We start from the raw sequence: 24,422 nt of genomic DNA, 5'->3' as shown, positions 1-24,422 counted from the left end.
GATTCTGCCTTTACTGGGCGGGGCGGACGGTGATAGCGCGGCCCCGTGAGCAGATGGGGCAAATATCGGGGAGGGCACAGCCGATGCCAAAGGGGCCACCTGCGGTATGCCGAGCCTGCAGGTGCTCCCCTGCAATCAGTTCGGCAGCCCGGTTGATGAGTTCAACGGCCCAGGTACTTTCAGCGGTCAGAGGGGCCTGTTCCTGCTCGGAGTAGCTCTTCGTGGTCCCACCAATTTGTAGAAGCAGGGCACCGCCAGAAAGCTCGTGGAGCCCATCGAGTACCGGCACCTGGTTCGGTTGCGGCTTCGCTGGCTGCTCACCCTCTTTCTGGGCTAGGGCATCGTGCTGTAGGGCCTGCTGCATCAGGGCGCCTGCACCGGCTTCTAGAGCAACCTGATAGGCAGCGAGCTGTGGGTGCTGTTCAAGGTCTGCCTTGCTGGGCTTACTCTTACCGGTCTTCAGATCGATGATGATAAAGCGCCCTACCTGGTCTACTTCGATGCGGTCCACACGCCCCGACAGCAGGGCGTCCTTGGCGGGGCCGGGCACCAGCACACTAAAGGAACCTTCGACGCCCACCAGGGAGCGTCCTTTGCCCTTGAGGTCTCGCACGTAGTCGGCGAACTTCTGGAGCATGCCCTCGGCCCGCTCCACCATCTTCTGGCTCTCCCAGGTTTTGGGGAGCCCTAGCTGGGGTAGACGGCGGTGGAGCTCGTCGCGCAGGTCGGTTCCGTTCCCATCGGGCATATCTTCGCAAATGGCGTGGATGAGAGTGCCCAGCGATCGCGAGGCGTCGGTGGCAGCTTCAGCACGGGAGGCAGCTACAAACCAGTCGAGGGGCGAGCGGTGAATCTTTTCAATCTGAGACGGCGATACCGGAACCGGCCCGTCCCCTTCAAAGGCCGGGGCCTGTGAGGACAGGGGCAGCAGTCCCCACCAGGAGCGGGGGTGGGCACCGGGTAGGTTCAGCCCGGAGGTCTGCTCAGGGTCAGCGAGGCGGCCCAGCAGGCGGGCAGCAGCATCGGCTTTCGCCGGTGAAATATGCTGGGCTTCTGACCACTGGCGCAGTTCGGCAACCAGCGAGCGCAGGGTCATGGGGCGGCGGACCTCGGTGAGGGGCCGCTCGCCGCCGGGGGCCGGGGCAAAAATATCGAGCAGCTCGCTGGGGGCCTGGGCTGCAGAAGATACAGCGGTGCAGACTACCCGGGAGCGGGCTCGGGAGGTTGCTGTGGCGAACATACGGAACTCGTCGAAACGGTTGGAGCGTAGGCGTTCAAGGAGCGAATAGCCGGGAGCTACTCCCCCACCGTTATTGCGTCCGTTTGTATCCAGGCGCCCGGTAGCTGCGTCCACAAGGTCGAGGGTTCCCAGTAGGGAGCCGCGGACGGTGGTGTTCGGCCAGGTGCCGTCTTGCAGGCCGGCGATGTAGACGGTGTCCCATTCGCGCCCTGCGGCGAGAGCGGGGGTCATGATTTCTACGGCGTCGCGGTGGTTGGTGCGCTCTGCCAGGGTATCCATGGGTAGGTCTTGGGCATCGATGTAGGCCAAGAACTGTTCGGCGGTGGCTCCTGGCATCTGGTCGGTGTAGCGTTCGGCTGCCTCAAACAGGCCTATCATGGCGTCGATGTCTCGCCCGGCGCGGTCGGCTCCTGCACCGCCTGAGAGGGACTGGGCTTTCCAGAGGGGGGCAAGTTCTGAGGCCTCCCAGAGTGCCCAGAGGACGGTTTCGGCGGTAGCGCCGGGCTGGTTGAGGGCTTTATCGCCTGCGGTGAGTACCCGGCCCAGGCGGCGGGCAGCGGCGCTGCTTTCGCCGGTGGGCAGTAGTTGGGGGTTGACGAGGGCTTCAACTAGGAGGGCATCGCTGTCGCGGGTGCCCCCGGCGCGCAGTTCTTCGGCGCGGAGACGCTGGCGTAAACGACGCACGTCCATGGTCGAGGCCCCGCCCAAGCGGGAGGTCAGCAGGGAAACCGCAGTATCAGCGCCCAGGCCCCAGGTGTTTGCTTGCTGGGTAGTTGAAAGCTCTGTCTCTGCAGCGTGAGGGCTCGTGGCCCGCTCTGTAGCCCGTAGACGCCGGGTGTGCAGGATTAGCCCCAGGGCATCGAGGAAGGGGCGGGCGGCAGGTTCATCGCGCACGGGGGTGATGGAGGCTGCTGTTTGTACGGGAACACCCAGGTTAATGAGGGCTCGTTTGAGCCGGGTGACGTCTGAGCCGTTTCGCACGATAATAGCGCTACGCTGGTAGGCCCTGCCCCGGTAGAGGTGGTCTTCAAGAATCATTTGGGCTAGCAGCTGGTTTTCCTGCTGGGGGGTTTCTACAACCAGGCCCTGCACCTCGGGGTCTGGTTCTGCTGCTTTTGCGGGGTTTAGCAGGGCGCCGTCGTCCCCGACCGGCAGGAGGGCTTCTTCGCTGGGCGCCTGCGGGGCGGGGGTAAGGACGCGCCGGTGGGCTGCCCGGGGCACAACGGGTAGGCGGGAGGCTAGTTCTGCCCAGCGCTCGGCGATAACAGGTGCCATGCGCCAGCTCGTGGTGAGCTCTTCTGTAACGAGAGAGGGGAAGATGTCGGGGAGGCTGGCTGCCAGCTGGGGGCTGGCTCCGCGGAAGCCCTGCACGACCGTATCGGTGCAGCAGGTCATAACCGCTGCCGGGCCCGAGGCAAGAAGGCCGTCCAGGTCTGGTGATTCGGCTTCGGTGACAGAGGCCAGTGAGTTGCTAGCTGTGGTACGCAAATACTCTGCTGACCTGCCGGTCAGAACAGCCAGTAGCCGGTAGATAGAGGGAGTGAGTTCTTGCACGTCGTCAATGAGCACCAGGTCAAAGCGGGCGCGTTCTGCACTCAGAAAATCGGGGTGGGCTAGCAGGGTCTTGGTGGCCTCGTGGATAAGGGCTGCGGGGTCGAAGGCATGCGGGGCGCGGAGGGCGCGCACCTGGCGGTATTCAGTGTAGAGCTTAGCCAGGGCCCGCCACTCGGGGCGGTCGAAGCGCTGCGCTAGGTCTGTAACTGCTGAGGCTGTGAGGTCGTATTCGGCCATGCGATCGAAAAAGTCTCGCACCTCGTGGCGGAAACCGCGGGTTTCAAGGGCTTCACGGAGGTCATCGGGCCAGATAATGCCAGAGCCTTCGCCGCTGCGGTGGCCGTCGAGGAGTTCTTTAATCAGGACGTCCTGCTCAGGGCCTGAAAGGAGCTTGGGGGTGAAGTCCAGGTGGGGTAGGTAACCCTCGATATGGGCCCGTCGCAGCAGATCAAAGGCGTAAGCCTGCCAAGCTCGCACCGGGGCGGTTGAGACTGTTGCGGTGATACGGGCTGAGAGCGCTTCTCGGAATCTGGTTGCGCTGACGCGTGAGGGGGTGAGCACCAGCAGACGGGCAGGGTCTTTACCCTGCTCAATGAATGCGGTAGCTACTTCTAGTAGGGCCTGGGTTTTGCCGCTGCCGGGCGCGCCCAGAAGCAAGGTATCGCCCTGAGTCTCTAGCTGCTCGTGTATCACCGTGCACTCCCCATCTTTTGTCGTGGTCGAGGTTCTCACTGTATTCCAAGTTCATCATAGGTGGCTGACATTTTAAGAGCCTGGGCGCCACCTGCCTCAAATATTTTTGTAGTGCAGGTTCTGTCGCTACTATCGAAGGTATGACTTCATGGACCGAGCTTCCCCGCGCCACTTTCGATCTTGAGACAACCGGTATCGACCCTAAGACTGCCCGTATCGTCACGGCTTCTTTGGTCTTGGTTTCTCCGGACGGCGAGGTGTTGCGCGCCGGGGAATGGCTAGCTGACCCCGGGGTTGAGATTCCTGAGCAGGCGTCCGCTATTCACGGCATCACCACCGAGTACGCCCGCGAGCACGGCAAGCCTGCCCAGCAGGTTGCCTACGAGGTGGCTATGGCTCTGGGCGGTCTCTTTGCCGACGGTGTTCCCGTCATCGCCTTCAACGCTGCCTACGATTTCTCGGTGCTGCATTTTGAGCTGGCTCGCTACGGATACCCGCCGCTGACCTGCTACCCCGTGCTTGACCCCCTGGTTATCAATAAGCACGTGCACAAGTTCAAGAAGGGCAAGCGCACCCTGGAAGTGCTGGCCAGCGAATACAGCGTGGAGCTGGAAAACGCCCACACCTCGAAGGACGACGCCCTGGCAGCTGAGCGCCTGCTGACGGCTATGAGCTTTGAATACGAAGAGATCGAACAGCCTGCTACAGCCCTGCACGAGCAGCAGATTACCTGGGCGGCCGAGCAGGCAGCCGAGCTGCAAGACTACTTCAACCGCATTGGCAAGCAGGCGGACGTCAGCGGCGCCTGGCCGGTGCGCACCGACTAAGGTTCAGGTAGCGTGAAGGCTCCGTCAGAACGCCGGTAGGCAGGTAGGTGCCTTGAGCACCGTCACCTGCCCACCGGCGTCCTTTTCTGCCCTCCCCCTACTAGATTTAAAGAAGCAGATACACCACAACCGCAAGGATGACCGTGAACGAGCCCGCGCCCACCAACAGCATCTACCTCGGCTCCACCCGCAACCAGCACAAAGAACTGGTAGCCCAATCAGCGGTCGTCCTCAAGCTAGGCCTGCTCCTCATGAAATCTGGAGCCAGCGCCTACCGCGTCAAAACCTCCATGTCCCGCCTGGCCAAAGCCGTAGGACTTGAAGAACACCACGCCCAGGTCCACTTCACCGAACTCTCCACCACCGCCTACTCTGGCGGCAACTTCCGCACCGAAATTGCAGAAACCCGCGTCAAGGGAATCTCCGCCTACAAAATCGACCTGCTCAGCGACTTCGTCTCGTCCCTGCCCGAACGCATCGACCTAGCTCTAGCTGACGCAACGCTCACCCGCATTGAGAAAGAAAAACCTCTCTACACCCCCTGGCTCCTAGCTCTCGCTGCAGCCCTAGCCTGTGCAGCCTTCGCCTTCCTCAACCGGGGCGGGGTCATTGAATGCTCAGTCGTTCTCATCGCGGCCTTCGCCGGCCAGCTCCTACGCTCCACCCTCGCCCACCGGGGTCTCAACCATATGGCGGTCTGGATGCTCTGTGGCCTGCTCTCAGCCGGTATCTATGTGGGAGTCATGTCGGCGCTCATCGCCCCCGGTCTCATCGCGGATAACCACCTGGTGGGCTTTATATCCTCGATTCTCTACCTGGTGCCGGGTTTCCCCCTGGTCACCGGCATGCTAGAAATAGCCCGCATGGATTTTTCCTCCGGTATCTCCCGCCTCACCTATGTTGCCCTGCTCCTGGGTAGTGCGTCCTTCTCGGTCTGGCTCATCTCCCTGGTCTTTAGCTTGCCCCTAGAGCAGGCCCCAGCCCCGCACCTGGGCTTCTGGCTGCTCCTGATCCTTCAGATGCTGGCCTCCTTCACCGCAGCCTTCGGCTTCGCCATGCTTTTCTCAGCCACTCCCCTCTCCTGCACCTGGGCAGGGGCAATCGCCGCAATCGTAAACCCGGGTCGTATCTGGCTGGTAGAGGCCGGGTGGGCGCCCCACCTCGCCATCGCTCTGGCCGTATTTACCGCCGGGGTACTCTCAGAAATCATTGCTCCCTTCCATGCCCGCAGGGTTTCCCGCATCTCCCTGGCGGTGCCGGCTACCGTCACTATGGTTCCCGGTGTCATGTTTTACATGTCCATGGCCCACTTCTCTAACGGCGATGTCAATGAGGCCCTAGCCAGCTTCGTGCAGGTCCTGCTCATCTTCGCTGCTCTAGGAATGGGTCTGGCCCTGTCCCGCCTGCTCATGGACAAGAACTGGCTCTACGACCGCGACACCCAGAACCTGGCCACCCTGCCGCAGGGGCACATGAGATAAGGAAACTTACACGCAGAAGTAGGTGAAGCAGGCACAACTATGGGCGCGGCGCACTGACCTTCGCCAACTAACCTTCTCGCTGGCTCGCTAACTGGCTCCCAAGCTCGCCAGATTCGCACCGAGATTTGTTTCCTCGCGCGCTCGGAATCTCGGTGCTCATCACTAGCGATTCATGCCAGACCCAGCCAGTTGGCTACCGGCCAGTGCGCCGCCCCCCGTAGAAGGTATGAGCCTAGGCTGTCGCCTCTGCCGCTGCTCGGGCGGCGTCAGGCAGGGCCGCGATGATGCGGTCCATGGCGGCGTCATCGTGCGCTGCTGAAAGGAACCAAGCTTCGAAGGCGCTGGGGGGCAGGTAGATGCCGGAGTTCAGCATGGAGTGGAAGAAGGCATTGTAGCGGTAGGTTTCTGACGCCTTGATGTCGTCGTAGTTGTGTACGCCCTTCTCATCAGTACCGAAGGCAACAGAGAAGAGGTTACCTGCGGTCTGGATGGAGTGGTTGACCCCGGCAGCGTTGAAGGCTTCAACCAGGGCAGCCTGGAGCTGGGCTGAGCGGGTATCGATAGTCTCATAGACAGCAGCGTCAGCGGCCTTGAGGGTTGCAAGACCAGCAGCCATGGCGATGGGGTTACCCGAGAGGGTACCTGCCTGGTAGACGGGGCCCAGCGGGGCCAGATATTCCATAATTTCGCGCTTACCGCCCAGGGCTGCCATGGGCATGCCGCCGCCGATGACCTTGCCGAAGGTAAAGATATCGGGGGCCCAGTTACCTTCAGCGGGAGCTGAGTAGCCCCAGTAGCCTGCGGATGAGACGCGGAAGCCGGTGAGCACCTCGTCGAAAATCATGAGGGCGCCCTGTTCGCGGGTAATTTCACGTAGGAAGGCGTTGAAGCCCTCAGCCGGGGTCACTACACCCATATTGCAGGGGGCAGCTTCGGTAATGATGGCGGCAATGTCGCCGGGGTTGGCGGCAAAAGCTGCGCGGACGGCGTCCTCATCGTTGTAGGGCAGAACGATGGTTTCTGCGGCGGTGGCGGCTGTGACGCCTGCCGAGCCGGGCAGGGCCAGGGTTGCAACGCCGGATCCGGCTTCTGAGAGCAGGGCATCGACGTGGCCGTGGTAGCAGCCTGCGAACTTAATAATCTTGTCGCGGCCGGTGTAGCCGCGGGCTAGGCGGATGGCGGTCATAGTCGCTTCGGTACCGGTGGAGACCATACGAATCTGGTCGATGGTGCCGGGGGCTACAGCGTTGATACGGTCAACCACCAGTTCAGCCAGTTCGGTTTCGGCGGCGGTTGAAGCGCCGAAGGAGAGGCCGTGCTCTACAGCCGCGTGGACGGCTTCAATCACGCCGGTATGCTTGTGGCCAAGCAGGGCCGGGCCCCAGGAGCAGACCAGGTCCACGTAGTTGTGGCCGTCCGCGTCGGTCAGGTAGGGGCCGGAGGCTTCTACCATGAAGGCGGGGGTGCCGCCAACTGAGTTGAAGGCGCGTACGGGTGAGTTGACGCCGCCGGGAATGACGCGGGCGGAGCGAGCAAAGAGGTCTTCTGAGACGGTCAAGGGGTTTACCTTTCGTTGAGCCAGGTGGCGGCTTCGGTGGCGTAGTAGGTCAGGATGATGGAGGCGCCTGCTCGGCGGATGCCCATGAGGGCTTCGAGGGCTACGGCCTTGCGGTCGATCCAGCCGGCGGCGGCAGCGGCTTCAATCATGGCGTATTCGCCGGAGACATGGTAGGCAGCAACGGGGACGGGTGAGAAGTCGGCGACTTCGCGCACGATGTCCAGGTAGGCGGTAGCGGGCTTGACCATGACCATATCGGCGCCCTGCTCGATATCGAGCTGGACTTCGTAGAGGGATTCCCGGCGGTTGGCGGGGTCCTGCTGGTAGGTTTTGCGGTCGCCGGTGAAGGTGGAGCCCACCGCATCGCGGAAGGGGCCGAAGAAGGCCGAAGCGTATTTGGCGGAGTAGGCCAAGATAGAAACGTCGGTGAAGCCGGCTTCGTCGAGGGCGGTGCGCATGGCGGCGATTTGGCCGTCCATCATGCCGGAGGGGCTGACGGTGTGGGCACCGGCGCGCGCCTGGGAAACCGCCATCTTGCAGTAGGACTCCACGGCGGCGTCATTATCAACGACGGTGTTACCGAAGGCATCTTCGATCAGGGGGCCGCAGTGGCCGTGGTCGGTGAATTCGTCGAGGCAGGTATCTGCCATGACGACCACCGAGTCGCCGAAGTGCTGGCGCACAGCGCGGATAGCCCGGTTGAGAATACCGTCTTCGGCCCAGGCTGCTGAACCGGCTGCGTCCTTATCTTCATCGCGGGGCACGCCGAAGAGGTCAATGCAGCGCACGCCGGCGTCCACGGCTTTTTGTACCTCGTCGATAACGGTCTCCAGGGTGTGCTGATACTGGCCGGGCATGGATTCGATGGCAACGGGCTCCTCAATTCCGTCGCGCACGAAGAGCACCTGCACCAGGTTAGCCGGGGTTAGGGCGGTTTCGGCGGTCAGGGCCCGCATGGGGCCGGTGGTGCGCAGGCGGCGGGGACGCACCGGGAGGGCTGAGGGTTCAAACATGGTCTTCCTTGACAGGTAGGTGTCTTTTTAGCTTAGAGGGCGAGGGCGGCTGCTGCCAGGTCTGCGGCGGCGGGGCTTGCCGCCACGGTGATGGTGGCAGGACGCTGCTGCTCGGGTAGGTTGCGGGCTGCGGCTTCGGTGCTGGCCCCGATGGCAACGGTGGGGGGCAGGGTGCTGCCGGCGGCGTCCGCTAGGGTCTGCAACAGCAGGGGCGAGGTTGCAATCAGGACGTCGGTGGTAGCGAGCGCGGTGACAGCCTCGCCCAGGGTGAGCGCGGAACCTGACGGAGCGTCAAGGTCAGCGGGGTTCTGCTCGGTCAGGGGGTTCTCTGCTGGGTAGGGCAGCATGTCGTAGACCGGTAGGGTGGCTACGGTGTAGCCGTAGTCGGTGAGCCCTTCTTCAAGGGTCGGGGAAGCTGTGGTTCCCTGGACGGCCAAGATGGTTTCGTCCATGGGGTTGTCCCATTCTTCGTCGATGAGCCACTCATCGACCATTCCGGCTGCTGACTGGGTTTCGGGCACGAAGTCGACCAGCAGGCCCCGCTCAACCAGGGCTGCCTCGGTAGCCCGACCGACGGCTGCAACCTGGGCAGCGCCTAACAGCTCGACCAGGCTTTGGCCCAGCCCCTGTGCCAGGGCGTCTAGGCCCAGTACCCCGTTAACCGAGGTGAAAGTGACCCAAGAGAATTCCCCGCGAATCAGGGCGAAAGCGACTTCTTCCCAGTCTTCTGGTTCGGTGCCCACGGGGTCAAGGATGGGGGCGTAGAGTAGCTGCGCTTCGGCGTCCTGCTCCAAAAGAGCGCTGGTCAGCGCAGTGGCCTTAGCCGGGGTGCGGGTAATGAGATAGGAAGTCACAGATCTAAGCACCGCCTTCAAGACCGGCGAGGGCGGCAGCGCCCTTGCCCAGCAGGTCATCGGCGGCCTGGGTGCCGAGGAAGGCGGCGGCTTCTACCGACAGGGTCTCTGTCTGCACGGTATGCCGCAGCAGCTCGGTGCCATCGGGGTTAGCTACAGCGATGTTAAGGACGAGCTGGCCAGCGTCCACCAGGGCGTAAGCCCCAATGGGGGCGGCGCAGCCCGCTTCAAGGCGGCGGAGCAGGGCGCGCTCAGCGGTCACAGCCAGCTGGGTTTCGGTATGGTTGACAGCAGCTACAGCCTGCCCCAGCTCTGTTTGCTCGCCGGCATCGTCGGTACGAATTTCGATAGCGAGAGCCCCCTGGCCGGGAGCGGGCACAACCCTGTCAACCCCCAGATACTCGGTAATGGTCTCAGCGAGGCCCAGACGGTGCAGACCGGCAGCAGCCAGCACAACCGCATCGCAGTCACCGGTGATAGCGCCAAGCTTCTTCTCACCGTGCAGGCCGTGGGCGCCCACCCCGTAGTGCTCGTTGCCAGCCACACGGGCCAGGCGGGTACCCACATTACCGCGGATATCAACAATGGTGAGGTCAGGACGGATAGCCAGCAGCTGGGCGGCCCGACGCGGCGACCCCGTGCCCACACGGGCGCCAGCAGGCAGGGTATCGAGGGTCAGACCGTCCCGGGCGCACAGAGCATCGCGGGGGTCCTCCCGCTCCGGGGTAGCAGCAACGGTCAGCCCCGGGCAGGGCGCACTGGGCAGATCTTTCAGGGAATGGACGGCCACATCCACTCCCCCATCAAGCAGACGGGAGCGCAGGGTCGCAGCAAAAACACCAGTACCACCCAGCTGAGACAGGGGGCCGGTGAGCACATCTCCCTCAGTTTTGACGGTGACGGTCTCTAGCTCAATGCCGGTCGCCTCCCGTATACGCTGAACAGCCCAGCCGGTCTGGGTGGTCGCAAGAGCCGACCCGCGCGTACCTACGGTAAATGTTCGAGCTGCCAATGAGCGTCCTTTCGTGCAATCTTTATCAGAGTTTAAGTCCCGAGGTTAGGAGCTTGGGTTCAGGGGCTTCGGGACGCGCTTTTGCCGACTAACCTTCTTGAGCTCGCGCTAGGGCGCTCGCTCAATTCATGCCAGCCCCAGCCAGTCGGCATCAAGCGCGTCCCCTCGCCCCTAGGGCAAGTTCAGGAAAATATATTCCTGTGCCCCCCCTGTGCCCAGCTAGACGTGCCGGAGGTGCGATAGCGTGCGCCGAAAGCCGACGTGGATCGGGGCTGGCGGTGAATCGCGACGAGCCCCCAGGCGAGGAGCGAGAGCGGCTGTCGGCGCGGCGCACGCTTACGCACCGCACCAACTTGCCCCTGCAGCCTACCCGTCCAGCAAATTACCCCTTGTAATCAGCAATCACCGGCTTGTCGGAGCCGGGGCGCTGGGACTTGCAGCAGTCGGGGTTGCAGGCGTCGAACCAGCCGTTTCCGCCGCAAACGGACTGGCGGGCTGCCTGTACGCCGTCGGCGTCCTGGGCTGGGGCGGTAGAGGCGACTCGTTCGGCGATGAGCTGGCGCAGGCCCTCAACGTAGGCGGGGTGGGTACCTGGGGTGGGGGTTCGTACGGCTGCAAAGCCTAGGCGCTTGCAGGTGTCGAGAGCTTCGGTATCGAGGTCCCACTTGACTTCCATGTGGTCTGAGACGAAGCCGAGGGGGACCAACACGATGCCATCGACCTGCCCTTCAAGGGCTTCGAGTGCGTCATTGACGTCGGGTTCGAGCCAGGGCATGGAGGGCGGGCCGGAGCGGGACTGGTAGACCAGCTCCCAGTCGACATTATCGAGGAGGGCGGGGCCAACGGCCTGTACACCGGCGAGGACGGCGCGGGCAGCTTCCAGGTGCTTTTCGACGTAGGCGGAGCCGCCTTCGTAGTCGACGCCGCGGGGGCCTGCCTCGTTGGCGGCGCTGGTGGGTACGGAGTGGGTGCAGAACATGATGCGGATTTTTCCGTTACCCGCGGCAGCCTGCTGGGCGGCAGCGAGCTGGGCGCGGACGTCCGTGAGCCCTTCAACCAGGCCGTCGATGAAGGGCTGGATGAAGCCGGGGGTGTCCCAGAACTGGCGGACCTTGTCGATCTGCAGTTTGCCGTCTAGGCCCAGCTTTTCGAGGGCGATTCCGTAGTCTTCGCGGTACTGGCGGCAGGAGGAGTAGCCGGGGTAGGCGCTGGTGGCCAGCACAAGAATCTTGCGTTTTCCCTCGTCGTAGGCCTGCTGGACCACGTCGTTGACGTAGGGCTCCCAGTTGCGGTTAGCCCAGGTGATCTCGATGTCCGGGCCCTTTTCGGCCATAGCCTCGCGCAGGGCTGCCAGTAGGGCGCGATTCTGCTCGTTGATGGGTGAGACGCCGCCGTTGGCCCGGTAGTGGGTGGCGACTTCTTCGAGGCGTTCGTCGGGGATGCCGCGGCCGGCGGTGACGTTGCGCAGGAAGGGGATGACGTCGTCCTGTCCCTCGGGGCCGCCGAAGGAGGACAGAATCACCAGGTCGTAGTCCTGCGGGGCGGACGCGCGGGGGCGGGTGAGGGTGCGCTCGCTGGTGTAGGTGCCGATAGTGCTCTCATCGAGCACGGTAGGGCCGTTGGAGGCGGTGTTGGCCGGGTCGGTCTGGTTGGGGATGATGTCGTTAGGGAGCTGGACGGTCATTATGCGATCACCTGGGCAACCTCGGCGGCCTCGATGCGGCGGCCGGTGTAGAAGGGAACTTCTTCGCGCACGAAGTGGCGGGCTTCGGTGTTGCGGAAGGAGCGCATGAGGTCAACGAGGAGTACCAGTTCGGGGGCTTCGAGGGCGATGAGCCATTCGTAGTCGTTCAGGCCAAAGGTAGCGATGGTGTTGGGCAGCACCTCGGGGAAGTCAATGCCCTTCATGCCGTGGTTTTTCATGACCTCGCGGCGCTTTTCGGGGTTGATGGTGTACCAGTCGTAGGAGCGCACGAAGGGGTAGACGCAGACCCAGCGTTCGGGGGCGATACCCTTGGCGAAGGTGGGGGTGTGACCGGCTGAGAATTCGGCGTCGCGGTGTACGCCCATGGTTGACCAGACAATCTTGGTGCCCGAGAAAGCTGCGGTGCGGCGGAAGCTGCGGATTGCTGCCTGCAGGTCTTCGGGCACAGCACCGTGAACCCAGACCATCACGTCAGCGTCGTTGCGCATGGCTGAGACGTCGTAGAAGCCGCGGGTAATCACGCCCTTGGCTTCGAGCTCAGCAACCAGGGCTTCGAGTTCGGCGGTTGCCTCAGCGCCGGTAGCGGCGGGGTCGGCTGCACCTTCGCGAGCAAAAACGGTGTAGAGGGCGTAGTGGAACTGGCTGTCGCCTTCGGCTACTTCGCCGGGGCGCTGGCCCTGAATTTTACCGGCTGCGTCCTTGGCGGTGGGCATGGGCGGACGGCCGCCGTGGCCGCTACCGCCGTGGCTGTAGGCACCGTGGCCTGCGCTGCCGTATGAGCTGGCGCTGTGGGGGTGTTCTGCAGGGTTACCGTGGTGTGACATGGGGTTACCTTTCGATGTGGGACGTTGAAGGCGAGTAGCCGCTACTTAGTCAGTAGCTGATGAGTCGGTGTTTTTCTGGATGAAGCGCCCCAGGTGCTCCTGGGTGTCTGCGGTGACAGCAGCCAGGCCGGTTCCGGCAATCCAGGCGCCGACGGCGGTGGCACCGGGCAGGTCGGCGAGGGCCGAGCGGAAGGCGGTGACACGGTCCCTGTGCCCCGGCGTGGTGGAGGGCAGGGCGCTGCGCCAGCGCACGACGTCCGCTGCGACCAGGTGGCTCTTGGTGATGGGCACGCCTAGCAGGTGGCCTGCGTCGTATAGACCCAGGGTGACCAGCTGGTCATCGTGCAGGGCTAGTTCTGAGAGCGGTGAGGTGTCGTGGTCCTTGCCGCGCCCGTACGACAGGCGTACCACGTGGCGCCCTTCCCCTGCCCGTTCTGCGACCCAGGCCCACTTTGCGGTGGCGTGGGTGAGGGCCTTGGCGCGGACGCCGGTGGCAGCTTCGCTCACCAGCAGACCGGTACCGCGCGGGGCGGTATCGAGGGCTGGCTGGTCGAGCACCAGGGAGACCAGGGCGACTTCGGGGCCGGGGGCAACGGCGGGCAGGGCGGATGCCGGTAGGTGGGGCCCGAGCAGGCGGATGGAGGTCTGGGCGTCGGTGGCTACCACCAGCAGTTCGCCGCGGATAATGGCTGATTTTTCGCCGTATTCGGGCTGACGCTGGATGGCCGTCCACCCGCCGGTGACGGGGTCGCGGTCCACGGCGATGGTGTCGAAGCCGCTGACGATACGCACGCGCTGACGGAGCAGGTCATCCACGAGCGCTTCGGAGAGCTGGTTCATGCCGCCTTCGATACCGGCAACCTGGGAGCCTGCCGGTGAGGCTGCCCGCAGGCGGGCACTGGCTGCGGTGAGGGAGCCCAGCTCGCGGAGGCCGGTCAGCAGACCGGGGGCGATGGTGGCGATTTCTAGCTGGTCGGGGTGTACCGAGTGCACACCGGATACCACCGGGGCTACCAGCTGGTCGAGTACCTGCTGGCCCAGACGCACCCGCACCAACTCACCCAGGGTTTTGGCGTTAGACCCGGCTGAGCGCGGCAGCACGGCATCGAGCTTGGCGCGGCGGTAGCCTGCCCGGCCCAGAATTTTTTTGAGGGCCGGGTCATCGAGGCTACCGGGAATGCCCAGAACACCGGTGGACGGTGAGGGGTAGGGCCCGGTGGGTAGGTAGAGCCAGGAGCCAAGAGGCTCGGGCATCACGATGCGGTCACTCAGCCCCAGGTCGGTCAGCAGGTTGCGGACGGCGTCGGTACGGGTTGCAAAGGACTCAGCACCGGAATCCAGCACCAGGCCAGCTAGCTGGTGGGCACCTACAGCACCTCCCAGGTGGCTTTCCCGTTCAACCAGGGTGACTTTCTTACCGGCGCGGGCTAGTTCACGGGCTGCAAGTAGGCCCGAGATGCCACCGCCGATGACCAGGGCGGTGTTATGCAGGTGCTGGTGCTGTGCCATGGGGTTCTTTTTCCTAGCCTTTGCGAGTTGAGGTGTGGATGTAGTCGACCAGTCGGGTCAGCACGGTGGGGTCGGTGGTCGGGGGCACCCCGTGCCCCAGGTTAACCACGTGAGCCGGGGCGCTGCGTCCTTCTTCAAGCACCGCATCGGTGTGGGCTGCAAGCGCTTCCCAGCCCGAGGCCAGCAGGGCCGGGTCGATATTGCCCTGTAGCACGATGCCGCCGCCCAAACGGCGCTGGGCTTCGGAGAGGGGCAGGCGGTAGTCAACGCCGATGACGTCGGCGCCGGCTTCGAGCATGGCGGGCAGCAGCTCGGCGGTACCGGTACCAAAGTGGATGCGGGGTACCCCGTAGTGTTCAACGGCTGCGAGGGTGGCTGCGGAGTGGGGCATGACGAAGCGACGGTAGTCGGCCTCGCCCAGGGAGCCTGCCCAGGAGTCGAAGAGCTGCACGGCTGAGGCACCCGCCTCAATCTGGGCAGCCAGGAACTGGGCTGAGGTGCGGGCGGCCCAGGCGCCTAGGGCTTCCCAGGCTTCGGGGTCGGCGTGCATCATGGTGCGCGGACGCAGGTGGTCACGGGAGGGCCCGCCCTCTACCATGTAGGCGGCCACGGTGAAGGGGGCACCGGCAAAGCCGATGAGCGGGGTGGAGCCCAGCTTTTCAACGGTCAGGGCGACAGCTTCTCGAATGGGGTCGAGGGCGGAGTCTTCGAGTTCGGGCAGGTTCTTAATATCGGCGAGGGTGCGGACGGGGGCATCGAGCACGGGGCCGCGCCCGGGAACGATATCGACACCCACACCGGCTAGCTTCATGGGGATGACGATATCCGAGAAGAAGATACCGGCATCGACCTTGTGGCGGCGCACCGGCTGAACCGTAATTTCTGCGGCCAGCTCAGGGGTAAGGCAGGAATCCAGCATGGGAATTCCCTCGCGGACTTCGCGGTACTCGGGCAGGGAGCGTCCTGCCTGGCGCATAAACCAGACCGGGGCGTGCTCGGCTTCGCGCCCGGTCAGGGTACGAATCATGGCCGACTCGCCAGTACCGGCGGTCTTCAAGGGGTGGGTAGCGGGCAGGTGGGCAAGCTGCTCGTCGGTGAGCAGGGGGCGCTGACGCAGCGCTGATGACACGGTCTGACTCATATACACCATTCTGCCAAGTTTAAAGCACAACTTTAGAGACAACCTGTCACCAGACCCCAACAGGGAGCTGTCTATAATAGAGTCGTCGTGACTATTTTCAGCCTTGTAGCATCGCATCGCTCCGTCGACCTCACCACCGTGGCTTATCTCAGCGAAGGCGTTGAGAAAATCCACCGGGATCTTGAACGCACCGGCATTCGTGGTGAGGTGATTTTGTCTACCTGCAACCGCTTAGAGCTCTACGCAGAGATTCCCAGCAAGCCGGGGGCCACCGACCAGAACATCGCCAACGATGTTGCTACCGCCTCAGAGCACATCTTTGACCTAATCTCCAAGCGGTCCGGGCTTTCCTACGACCTGGTAGAAAACAGCTTTGATGTGCTGGTGAATACCGATGCAGCCCACCACCTCTTCACTGTGGCATCAGGCCTAGAGTCGGCCGTTGTGGGTGAACGCGAAATCACCGGCCAGGTGCGTCGCGCTCTATCTCTCTCCCAGGAGCAAGGACGGGCCACCGGCAACCTGGTGCGCCTCTTTGAACACGGTGCCCAAACCGCCCGCCGGGTCGGTCAGCAAACCATGCTGGGCTCCCGGGGCCGCTCCATCGTGTCGGTTGCCCTGGATATGGCCGACGACATCGCCGACAAAACCTGGGAGAATCGCCGGGTTCTGGTCTTTGGTACCGGCGCCTACGCCGGGGCTACCGTAGCTGCCCTCCATTCTCGGGGGACGACCAATATCTGGATATACTCCCGCTCAGATCGTGCAGCCACTTTTGCCGACAAACGCGGGGTACAGGCAGTGCCCCACGGGGAACTGCACGAGCAGATGGCAGCGGCCGATATCATCATCGGTTGCTCGGGTGGTGCCTCCCCCATGCTCCCCATCGAAATCCCCGCTGGCAAGCGCGTCATCCTTGATTTAGCGCTCTCCCGCGACTTCGCCCCCGAGGTAGCAGACCTACCCGAGGTAGAACTCATCACCCTCGAATCTGTGCGCCTGGCCGCCCCCGAAGAGACCGTAGAGTCCGTGCACACTGCCCGCACAATTGTGGACGAAGCCGCCGCAGAATTCTCCATCAAAGAGAAAGCCCGCAGCGTCGACGCTGCTATTGTTGCTCTCAGACAACACACCATGAGTGTGCTCGACGCCGAGCTCGCTAAGGTGCACAACCAGTATGGGTGCACCGCAGCAACTGAACAGCTTGAACTCGCAATGCGCCGCATGGTCAAGTCCCTCCTGCACACCCCGACCGTCCGCGCCCGCGACATGGCACGCGAAGGCCGGGTAGACGACTATGTAGCGGCCCTCGAAGTCCTCTACGGAATCGAAGTGCAAGAAACCCCCGAAGAGGCCGAGCCCCAAACCGACGCCTCCTAGCAGGCAGGCACCCCACCAGCCGCGACCCCGTCCGCCCACCACCCCAAAGGTTCGGCAGCAACGATGTCTACCACCATATTTTCAGCTGACTCCGACCCCGGCGACCCCATCGACCCGTCCGGGGCCTCCCGTCTGCCCAAAGACCTGCGCCGCCAGCAGCTCATCGGCAACGCCGTGCGAGTTTTTGCCTCCCAGGGCTACCACGCCACCACCATGGATCACATCGCTGCTGCCTCTAATGTGACCAAGCCCGTGCTCTACCAGCACTTCACGGGCAAACGCGACCTCTACCTGGCCGTGCTCGATGAGCAAATCAATAACCTTATGACCCAGCTGGTGCAGCCCCTCTACACCACCAAGGTCAACCGCGAACGAGTGCAGGGCGTCATTGGCGCCTTCTTCAGCTTTGCCCGCAATAATGTGGCAGGCTACCGCGTCATTTTTGAATCCGATATTCAGAACGACTACGCGGTGCAAGAACGCACCGAGACCATGCACATCACCATCGCCAAGCGAATCGCCGAGGTACTAGCGCCCAATGCGGGCATGCCCTTTGAAGAGGCCCTGATGACGGCCCGCATGCTCACCGGCATGGTGCAGGCAGCTGCCCACATGGTCATCGGCACCGACGCCTCACCCCAGCAGCTTGCAATGGCTGAGCGTGCGGTCTTCCGGCTGGCCTGGGGCGGTATCTCCATCATCGATGAAGATTGGGAGTAGCGCCCCCGCCGTTGCAGCCTTTTTCTCCCCTGTCAGCTCAGACCGAAACCCCGCACCTTTCCTGCCCCTACTCACGTAAACTGGTGGGCAGAGACCCCCTGCAGTCAGGTAGGGAACCATCGAAAGGAAACCTCATGGAAATCAAGATTGGCGTTATCAACGTGCCCAGCCAGGTCGTCATCGACACCGACGAAACCGCCTCAGACGTCCGCGCCAAGGTCGCTGCGGCTCTTGAGCAGGGCGGCATCCTGGAACTGACCGATTCTAAGGGTTCCACCACCCTGGTTCCGGCCGCTAACATCGGCTATGTCGAGCTGGGCGCTGAAACCAAGCACCGCATCGGCTTCGGTATCGGCCAGTAACACCGGGCTTACTCAGCCAGAGGGGCCCCGGGAGTTTGACGCAAAACTCCCGGGGCCCCTCTTACATTTACGGCACTTGGCGGTAGAATAAAGAAGTTATTTGGTTGCCCGGTCGTACCATCCGTATAGACTCACCTGCCTTTAGCTCTCCCGCCCAACGCTCTGCAAGCGTCCGCCCGGCGGTTGATAGAGCTTCTTTGTTGCATGAAAACCCACGATCGGCTTCCTCGTTTGCCCCGGGCCGGGGCCTCACCCTATAAGGAACACGATTCGTGACTAACCCTGATACCACTAAAACTTTCGCCGACTACGGCGTGCGCCAAGACATTGCCGATGCCCTCGCCGAGAAGGGCATCGTCTCCCCCTTCCCCATTCAGGCCCTGACCCTACCGGTGGCCCTGTCTGGCCAGGACATCATCGGTCAGGCTAAGACCGGTACCGGTAAAACCCTGGGCTTTGGTCTGCCTGCCCTGCAGAGTGTTGCTGTCCCGGGTTCGGATGCTTTCAACCAGCTTCCCGCCCCCGGTGCGCCCCAGGCCCTGATTATCGTTCCCACCCGTGAACTGGCTATCCAGGTGGGCGATGACCTCTCTGTTGCTGCCTCAAAGACCGGCGTGCGAGTAGCAACCCTCTACGGCGGCCGCCCCTACGACACCCAGGTCAAAGAACTGGAAAAGGGCGTTGAGCTGATTGTGGGCACCCCGGGCCGCCTGATTGACCTGCACCGCCAGAAGTACCTCAATCTGACCCAGATCAAAATTGTGGTGCTCGATGAGGCCGACGAGATGCTTGACCTGGGCTTTCTGCCCGATGTGGAGCGTATTCTCTCAGCCGTGCCCGAGGTACGCCAGACCATGCTCTTCTCGGCAACCATGCCCGGACCCGTCCTGACCATGGCCCGCCGCTACATGAGCCGCCCCATGCACATCCGCGCCGAATCCGGTGAAGAAGAGACCATGACCAAGGCCTCGATTCGCCAGGTTATTTACCGGGCCCACCCCCTCGATAAGGACGAGCTGGTCGGCCGTATTCTGCGCGCAGAGGGCCGGGGCCGCACCGTCATTTTCACCAAGACCAAACGCTCCGCTGCCAAGCTCTCTGATGAGCTGACCGCCCGAGGTTTCGCGGCCGGCGCTATTCACGGCGACCTCAACCAGGGTGCCCGCGAGCAGGCCCTGCGTGCCTTCCGCAACGGCAAGATCGACATTCTGGTTGCAACCGATGTGGCAGCCCGCGGTATTGACGTTGAGGACGTCACCCACGTCATCAACTACCAGTGCCCCGAGGACGAGAAGACCTACCTGCACCGTGTGGGCCGCACCGGCCGCGCGGAGAAGGAAGGCACCGCCGTCACCCTGGTGGACTGGGAGGACGTGCCCCGCTGGAAGCTCATCAACAAGGCCCTGGAACTGGGCGTAGATGAGCCGGTTGAAACCTACTCTTCTTCCCCCCATCTCTTCACTGACCTGGGCATTGCCAAGGGAACCAAGGGCCGTCTGCCCAAGGAGGAGCGCACCGCAGCGGGTCTGCAGGCTGAAGAGGCTGAGGACTTTGGCGGTGCCCCGGCTCGTGAGAAGCACCAGGGGCGCGGTGGCCGCGGGGATCGTCGCGGACGGTCGGGCTCCCGTTCTCCGCGCCGCGAGGGCTCACGCTCTGGCGGTGAGGGCCGGGGGCAGAAGCGCGATGATCAGCGTGGCGGTCAGAGCGGGGAGGCTGATTCTAAGCCGCGCCGTCGCCGTACCCGCCGGGTTGAGGGTGAAGCCGGGCAGGAGCGTCCGGCCCGCCGCCAGCGCCAGCAGAAGCCTGCTGAAGCGGCTGAAGGTAGCCAGCAGGGTGAAGGCCAGCGCCGCCGTCGCCGCCGCACCCGCCGGGTAGAGGGCAGCGACAGCTAACCCCTAGGTACCATTTAAATCAGAAATGACCAGCAACTAGCTGGTCATTTCTGATTTAAATGGTCCTTTCGGATTTAGATGGTACCTACCTTAGCGGGTGGCGCGGGCCTGGCCCTCTGCGTAGCCAGCGGCTGACTGAATGCCCACCACGGCTCGCTCGGCGAACTCCTCGATGGAGGCAGCACCGGCGTAGGTGAAGGACGAGCGGACGCCCGAGATAATCGAATCAATCTGGTCTTCTACCCCGCCGCGGCCCTCGGGCAGGTAGATTCGGGCTGATGAGATGCCCTCTTCGAACATCTCCCGGCGGGCCTTCTCAAATGCCTCGGTCTTGGAGTTGCGGTTAATGACCGCGCGGCGGGAGGCCATGCCGAAAGATTCCTTGTAGAGGCGGCCGTCAGCGTCCTGTAGTACGTCGCCGGGTGACTCGTAGGTTCCGGCGAACCAGGAGCCCACCATGACGTTGGAGGCACCGGCGGCCAGGGCCAGGGCGACGTCGCGGGGATCCTTGATGCCGCCGTCCGCCCAGACGTGTACGCCCAGTTTCTTAGCTTCGGCGGCACATTCCAGCACGGCGGAGAACTGGGGTCGGCCCACGCCGGTCTGCATGCGGGTGGTGCACATGGCGCCGGGGCCAACGCCGACCTTGATGATGTCGGCTCCTGCTTCTGCCAGGTCGCGGACGCCCGCGGCGGTGACCACGTTGCCGGCGGCTACGGGGATGGAGGGGTTGAGGGCTTTGACCTTCTTGAGGGCTTCGATCATGGTTTCCTGGTGGCCGTGGGCGGTGTCGACCACGAGCACATCGGCACCAGCCTCGATCAGGGCGGCGGCGCGACCTGCTACATCGCCGTTGATACCAATCGCAACGCCGATGCGGAGCTTGCCATTGGCGTCGGTGGCAGGTTCGTAGAGGCTGGCGCGCAGGGCGGCCGAGCGGGTCAGCACGCCGACCAGCTTGCCGTCAGCATCCACAACGGGGGCAACCTTGCGGGACTTCTCGTGCAGAATATCGAAGGCTTCACGCGGGGTGACGGTGTCGGGCAGGGTGAGCAGTTCGGTACTCATCAGGTCTTGTACCTGGTCAAAGTTGTCTGCCCCGCGCAGATCCTTGGGGGTAATGACGCCGATGGGGGTTTCGCCGTCCACGACGATAGCGGCCCCGTGGGCACGCTTGGGCAGTAGATGGCGCACGTAACCTGCGGTGTGGTGGGGCTTGACGGTGATGGGGGTGTCGAAAATCAGGTGGGAGTTTTTGACCCGTTTGATGGTTTCGGCGACGATGTCGGTGGGAACGTCCTGGGGAATGATGGCGATGCCGCCGCGGCGGGCAACGGTTTCAGCCATGCGACGGCCGGAAACGGCGGTCATATTAGCGATAACCAGGGGGATGGTGGTGCCGGTCCCGTCGGCGGTGGAGAGGTCTACGCCCATGCGGGAGCCTACCGCGGAGCGGGAGGGAACCATGAACACATCGTTGTAGGTCAGGTCGGTGGTGGGAGTCATATCGTTAAGAAAGCGCATGGTTCCCACTCTAGAAGATATGACCTTTGTGGGCACGACTTTTCGCCAAGAGCTGATTTTTGTACAGTCTTAGCCCATTCTAAAAGGTTATTAGGTCTATCCTACCCCGATTTTTTATTCAGCGCAACCCTCTACACCTGTTTTCTTAGTCTTGTCGCGCCAGCTTTGGGCAATTTTTCCGTCTAGCTTCTTCTCATCCCTGTGCGCGGACGCCGGGGCGTAGGCTGGTAGGCAGGGGCAGGTGCCCCGCCCTACAGTTTCTTCCGTGAAAGGTTCAACGATGAGCGATTCAAACCTCTTGGTTCCGGCAGCCGATGACCCCACCTGGTGGCGTCAGGCCGTGGTCTACCAGATTTACCCCCGGTCCTTTGCGGACGCCGACGGCAACGGAATCGGTGATCTCAAGGGCATCACTGCCAAGGTTCCCTACCTCAAGCAGCTGGGGGTCGATGCTGTCTGGCTCTCCCCCTTCTACCCCTCAGCCCTGGCCGACGGCGGCTACGATGTCGATGACTTCCGCGATGTCGACCCCAAAATTGGTACCCTGGCTGACTTCGATGAGATGGCGAGCGCCCTGCATGCAGCAGGCCTGAAGCTCATTGTTGATGTGGTGCCCAACCATACCTCCAACCTGCATGTTTGGTTCCAGGAGGCCCTGGCGTCCGCACCGGGCTCGGCAGCCCGCGACCGCTATATCTTCCGTGACGGTCTGGGCGAGAAGGGCGAACTGCCCCCGGCTGACTGGACCTCCATCTTCGGCGGCCCAGCCTGGGAGCCGGTGGGTGACGGCCAGTGGTATCTGCACAACTTCGCGGTGGAGCAGCCCGACCTAAACTGGGATAACTCCGAGGTCCATGAAGACTTCAAAGAAACTTTCCGTTTCTGGGCAGATCGCGGTGTCGATGGCTTCCGCATTGACGTGGCCCACGGTATCGCCAAGGACCTACCCGAGGTACTGCCTAGCCAGGCAGAACTCGACGCTATGCCTAAGGACGGCACCCACCCCATGTGGGACCGCGACGACGTGCACGAGATTTATAAGGAATGGCGGGCCGTTTTCAATGAATACACCCCGCCCCGTACCGCCGTGGCAGAAGCCTGGGTGGAGCGCGACCGTCGCCCCGCCTACGCGTCCGCCCAGGGTCTGGGCCAGGCCTTTAACTTTGACCTGCTCACCGCCCGCTTCGAGGCGGGCGAGTTCCGCAAGATTGTGGCTGAGAACCTGGAGCTCTCAGCCGAATCCGGTTCGTCGAGCACCTGGGTGCTGTCGAACCACGATGTGGTACGCCACCCCACCCGCTACGGCCTGCCCTTCGTGGAGGGTAAGACCAACGAGAAGGTAGGCCACGAGTGGCTGCTCGCAGGTGGCCCGGCCGAGGAACTTGACCGGGAACTGGGTTCTGCCCGCGCCCGCGCCGCTACCCTCTTCGAGCTAGCCCTGCCCGGGTCAGCCTACCTCTACCAGGGTGAAGAGCTGGGCCTGCACGAGGTCGCCGAGATTCCCGACGCAGACCGCCAGGACCCCACCTTCTTCAACTCCCCCGGTGTCAACGTCGGGCGCGACGGCTGCCGTGTACCCCTGCCCTGGGAGGCGGACGGCCCCTCCTTCGGCTTCGGCTCTGCCAAGCCCCACCTGCCCCAGCCGGCCTGGTTCGCCGACTACGCTGTAGCCGTAGAGGACGAGCAGGAAGACTCCACCCTCAACCTCTACCGGGCAGCCCTGGCAGCCCGCCGTCAGCTCCAGACCGCCGAGGAACTGACCTGGCTCGTCACTGATTCGGCTGACTTGCTGGCTTTTGAGCGCCCCGGCGGCTGGGTCAACCTGACCAACTTCAGCACCGAGCCCGCTCCCCTGCCAGCTAACCTGGCTGATGCCGGGTTCGTGCTGGGCTCTGCCCCCGGCGCCGCGGACGCCTTCGCCGCAGGTTCCGTACCCGGGTCAGCTACGCTCTGGCTCAAGAAGTAGCCGAAGAACTAGGGGCAGGGCAGGTGAAGCAGGCTCACAGCGAAGCTGTTGGCGCGGGGCTGGCGTGAATCGCCGGTGATGAGCACCGAGATTCCGAGCGCGCGAGGAAAATAAATCTCGGTGCGAATCTGGCGAGCTTGCGAGCCAGCTAGCGAACCGGCGAGAGGGTCGACAGCGAGCGTGAGCCTGCGAAACCTGGCGCGTCTGCCCTGCCCTATAACCCGGCTATCTAGCCAACTCACGAATCCTCTCAACTGTCTTACCGGGCGTGGTGTTCTCGCCCAGACGGTTAGGTTTGCCTGCACCGTGGTAGTCGGATGATCCTGTGACGAGAAGGTCGTGTTTGGCTGCGGTTTCGAGCAGCCAGGCGCGGCCTTCTTCGGGGTTGTCGCGGTGGTAGACCTCAAAGCCGGCGAGCCCTGCCTCGATCATGGCGTAGATGGTTTCGTTGCTGGCGAGTTTTCCGCGGGCGGACGCCTTGGGGTGGGCCATGACCGGTACGCCCCCTGCGGCGCGCACCAGTTCAACAGCCTTCACCGGGTCCACGGCGTAGTGGGGTACATAGTATTTTGAGCGGGTGGTCAAGATAGTTTCGAAGGCTTCTGACCGGTTGGCTACCGCGCCGAGGGCCACCAGGGCATCTGCGATGTGGGGGCGGCCTACGGTAGCGCCCTCGTGTACCTGTTCTTGAACGGTCTCCCATGTAATTGGGTAGTCTTCGGCGAGTCTTTCTACCATGCGCTGGGCACGGCCTACCCGGGAGTCGCGGGCGCGATTAATTTCAGCTAAGAGGGCTTCATTGGCCGGGTCGTGCAGGTAGGAGAGCAGGTGGATGCTCACCCCCTGAGCCGAACACGAGATTTCTATGCCGGGCAGGAAGTCTAGCCCCAGGCGTCCGGCTGTCTCTTGGGCTTCAGCCCAGCCGGCGGTGGTGTCGTGGTCGGTCAGGGCGAAGCCGGTAAGCCCGGCGGCGGCTACGTCGGCGACCAGCTCGGCTACCGGCTGGGTGCCATCAGAAATGCGGGAGTGGGTGTGCAGGTCATACATAGCACCAGCCTACCTGCGGCGGCCCGTCCGTAACAGGCAGCAACCATTAGCCGCCCTTAAGTATCAGTGCCGCTATCTTCAGCTAGACGCGCCGTTACCCTGCTCACTAGACTGGTAGGC

The 24,422-nt window shown here is 63.3% G+C and carries 18 protein-coding genes; 7 read left to right on the top strand and 11 right to left on the bottom strand.

What is annotated here, in order from left to right; translation table 11 throughout:
- Positions 1-10: 10 nt before the first annotated feature.
- A complete protein-coding gene (locus L6762_RS04605) occupies positions 11-3,487 on the bottom strand; it encodes an ATP-dependent DNA helicase (protein WP_237185805.1) in 3,477 nt (1,158 codons plus the stop codon).
- A 140-nt stretch (positions 3,488-3,627) separates the two neighbouring features.
- Here L6762_RS04605 and L6762_RS04600 point away from each other — a divergent pair, with 140 nt between their 5' ends.
- Both L6762_RS04600 and L6762_RS04595 read left to right on the top strand, forming a co-directional pair.
- Positions 3,628-4,314: a 3'-5' exonuclease gene (locus tag L6762_RS04600; protein ID WP_185174396.1), complete on the top strand. Its 687-nt coding sequence runs from the start codon at positions 3,628-3,630 to the stop codon at positions 4,312-4,314.
- Between the two features lie 143 nt (positions 4,315-4,457).
- Positions 4,458-5,795, top strand: coding sequence for a threonine/serine ThrE exporter family protein (locus tag L6762_RS04595; RefSeq protein ID WP_237185804.1), 1,338 nt, complete (start codon positions 4,458-4,460; stop codon positions 5,793-5,795).
- A 232-nt stretch (positions 5,796-6,027) separates the two neighbouring features.
- On the opposite strand, the gene hemL is transcribed toward L6762_RS04595, so the two are convergent.
- The 8 genes from hemL to hemE form a co-directional block, all read right to left on the bottom strand.
- Positions 6,028-7,353, bottom strand: a complete 1,326-nt coding sequence (gene hemL / locus L6762_RS04590; RefSeq protein ID WP_237185803.1) for a glutamate-1-semialdehyde 2,1-aminomutase — start codon at positions 7,351-7,353, stop codon at positions 6,028-6,030.
- Between the two features lie 5 nt (positions 7,354-7,358).
- Positions 7,359-8,366 (bottom strand): porphobilinogen synthase, encoded by a 1,008-nt coding sequence (hemB, locus tag L6762_RS04585; RefSeq protein WP_237185802.1) that lies wholly within the window; start codon positions 8,364-8,366, stop codon positions 7,359-7,361.
- Between the two features lie 32 nt (positions 8,367-8,398).
- Entirely contained in the window at positions 8,399-9,220 is an 822-nt protein-coding gene (locus L6762_RS04580; protein WP_237185801.1) for a uroporphyrinogen-III synthase, read from the bottom strand.
- Positions 9,221-9,224: 4 nt separating this feature from the next.
- On the bottom strand, positions 9,225-10,232 hold the full coding sequence (gene hemC, locus L6762_RS04575; protein WP_237185800.1) for a hydroxymethylbilane synthase: 1,008 nt from the start codon (positions 10,230-10,232) through the stop codon (positions 9,225-9,227).
- A 382-nt stretch (positions 10,233-10,614) separates the two neighbouring features.
- A complete protein-coding gene (locus L6762_RS04570) occupies positions 10,615-11,916 on the bottom strand; it encodes a ferrochelatase (RefSeq protein WP_237185799.1) in 1,302 nt (433 codons plus the stop codon).
- On the bottom strand, positions 11,916-12,761 hold the full coding sequence (gene hemQ, locus L6762_RS04565; protein ID WP_237185798.1) for a hydrogen peroxide-dependent heme synthase: 846 nt from the start codon (positions 12,759-12,761) through the stop codon (positions 11,916-11,918). The genes L6762_RS04570 and hemQ overlap by 1 nt, the downstream gene beginning before the upstream one ends.
- 45 nt (positions 12,762-12,806) lie before the next feature.
- The gene (gene hemG / locus L6762_RS04560) at positions 12,807-14,270 is read right to left on the bottom strand and encodes a protoporphyrinogen oxidase (RefSeq protein ID WP_237185797.1); all 1,464 of its coding nucleotides are present in this window, start codon (positions 14,268-14,270) and stop codon (positions 12,807-12,809) included.
- Positions 14,271-14,283: 13 nt separating this feature from the next.
- Positions 14,284-15,411 (bottom strand): uroporphyrinogen decarboxylase, encoded by a 1,128-nt coding sequence (hemE, locus tag L6762_RS04555; RefSeq protein WP_237185796.1) that lies wholly within the window; start codon positions 15,409-15,411, stop codon positions 14,284-14,286.
- 87 nt (positions 15,412-15,498) lie between these two features.
- On the opposite strand from hemE, the gene L6762_RS04550 reads away from it, so the two are divergent.
- From L6762_RS04550 to L6762_RS04535, 4 genes are all read left to right on the top strand, one after another.
- A complete protein-coding gene (locus L6762_RS04550) occupies positions 15,499-16,791 on the top strand; it encodes a glutamyl-tRNA reductase (protein ID WP_237185795.1) in 1,293 nt (430 codons plus the stop codon).
- A 63-nt stretch (positions 16,792-16,854) separates the two neighbouring features.
- Positions 16,855-17,511: a TetR/AcrR family transcriptional regulator gene (locus L6762_RS04545; RefSeq protein WP_237185794.1), complete on the top strand. Its 657-nt coding sequence runs from the start codon at positions 16,855-16,857 to the stop codon at positions 17,509-17,511.
- 134 nt (positions 17,512-17,645) lie between these two features.
- Positions 17,646-17,873 carry a DUF3107 domain-containing protein gene (locus L6762_RS04540; protein WP_237185793.1) on the top strand — a complete coding sequence of 76 codons (228 nt, stop codon included), beginning with the start codon at positions 17,646-17,648 and terminating at the stop codon, positions 17,871-17,873.
- A 272-nt stretch (positions 17,874-18,145) separates the two neighbouring features.
- Positions 18,146-19,765 carry a DEAD/DEAH box helicase gene (locus tag L6762_RS04535; protein ID WP_237185792.1) on the top strand — a complete coding sequence of 540 codons (1,620 nt, stop codon included), beginning with the start codon at positions 18,146-18,148 and terminating at the stop codon, positions 19,763-19,765.
- A gap of 90 nt (positions 19,766-19,855) precedes the next feature.
- Here L6762_RS04535 and L6762_RS04530 read toward each other — a convergent pair whose 3' ends face one another.
- Positions 19,856-21,289, bottom strand: coding sequence for a GuaB1 family IMP dehydrogenase-related protein (locus L6762_RS04530; RefSeq protein ID WP_237185791.1), 1,434 nt, complete (start codon positions 21,287-21,289; stop codon positions 19,856-19,858).
- Positions 21,290-21,569: 280 nt separating this feature from the next.
- Here L6762_RS04530 and L6762_RS04525 point away from each other — a divergent pair, with 280 nt between their 5' ends.
- Positions 21,570-23,255 carry a glycoside hydrolase family 13 protein gene (locus tag L6762_RS04525; protein WP_237185790.1) on the top strand — a complete coding sequence of 562 codons (1,686 nt, stop codon included), beginning with the start codon at positions 21,570-21,572 and terminating at the stop codon, positions 23,253-23,255.
- A 225-nt stretch (positions 23,256-23,480) separates the two neighbouring features.
- Here L6762_RS04525 and L6762_RS04520 read toward each other — a convergent pair whose 3' ends face one another.
- Positions 23,481-24,302 carry a PHP domain-containing protein gene (locus L6762_RS04520; RefSeq protein WP_237185789.1) on the bottom strand — a complete coding sequence of 274 codons (822 nt, stop codon included), beginning with the start codon at positions 24,300-24,302 and terminating at the stop codon, positions 23,481-23,483.
- Positions 24,303-24,422 lie beyond the last annotated feature (120 nt).

Source organism: Rothia nasimurium, assembly GCF_928381705.1.
GTDB lineage: Bacteria > Actinomycetota > Actinomycetes > Actinomycetales > Micrococcaceae > Rothia > Rothia nasimurium_G.
The sequence above is the reverse complement of the archived record's forward strand: the minus strand, read 5'-3'. Positions and strand labels throughout refer to the sequence as shown.

Bases quoted from the DNA above. Each gene is read 5' to 3' on its own strand.
- L6762_RS04600 (WP_185174396.1), top strand. From the start codon at position 3,628: ATGACTTCATGGACCGAGCTTCCCCGCGCCACTTTCGATCTTGAGACA.
- hemB (WP_237185802.1), bottom strand. From the start codon at position 8,366: ATGTTTGAACCCTCAGCCCTCCCGGTGCGTCCCCGCCGCCTGCGCACC.
- L6762_RS04570 (WP_237185799.1), bottom strand. From the start codon at position 11,916: ATGACCGTCCAGCTCCCTAACGACATCATCCCCAACCAGACCGACCCG.
- hemQ (WP_237185798.1), bottom strand. From the start codon at position 12,761: ATGTCACACCACGGTAACCCTGCAGAACACCCCCACAGCGCCAGCTCA.
- hemG (WP_237185797.1), bottom strand. From the start codon at position 14,270: ATGGCACAGCACCAGCACCTGCATAACACCGCCCTGGTCATCGGCGGT.
- hemE (WP_237185796.1), bottom strand. From the start codon at position 15,411: ATGAGTCAGACCGTGTCATCAGCGCTGCGTCAGCGCCCCCTGCTCACC.
- L6762_RS04545 (WP_237185794.1), top strand. From the start codon at position 16,855: ATGTCTACCACCATATTTTCAGCTGACTCCGACCCCGGCGACCCCATC.
- L6762_RS04540 (WP_237185793.1), top strand. From the start codon at position 17,646: ATGGAAATCAAGATTGGCGTTATCAACGTGCCCAGCCAGGTCGTCATC.
- L6762_RS04530 (WP_237185791.1), bottom strand. From the start codon at position 21,289: ATGCGCTTTCTTAACGATATGACTCCCACCACCGACCTGACCTACAAC.
- L6762_RS04525 (WP_237185790.1), top strand. From the start codon at position 21,570: ATGAGCGATTCAAACCTCTTGGTTCCGGCAGCCGATGACCCCACCTGG.
- L6762_RS04520 (WP_237185789.1), bottom strand. From the start codon at position 24,302: ATGTATGACCTGCACACCCACTCCCGCATTTCTGATGGCACCCAGCCG.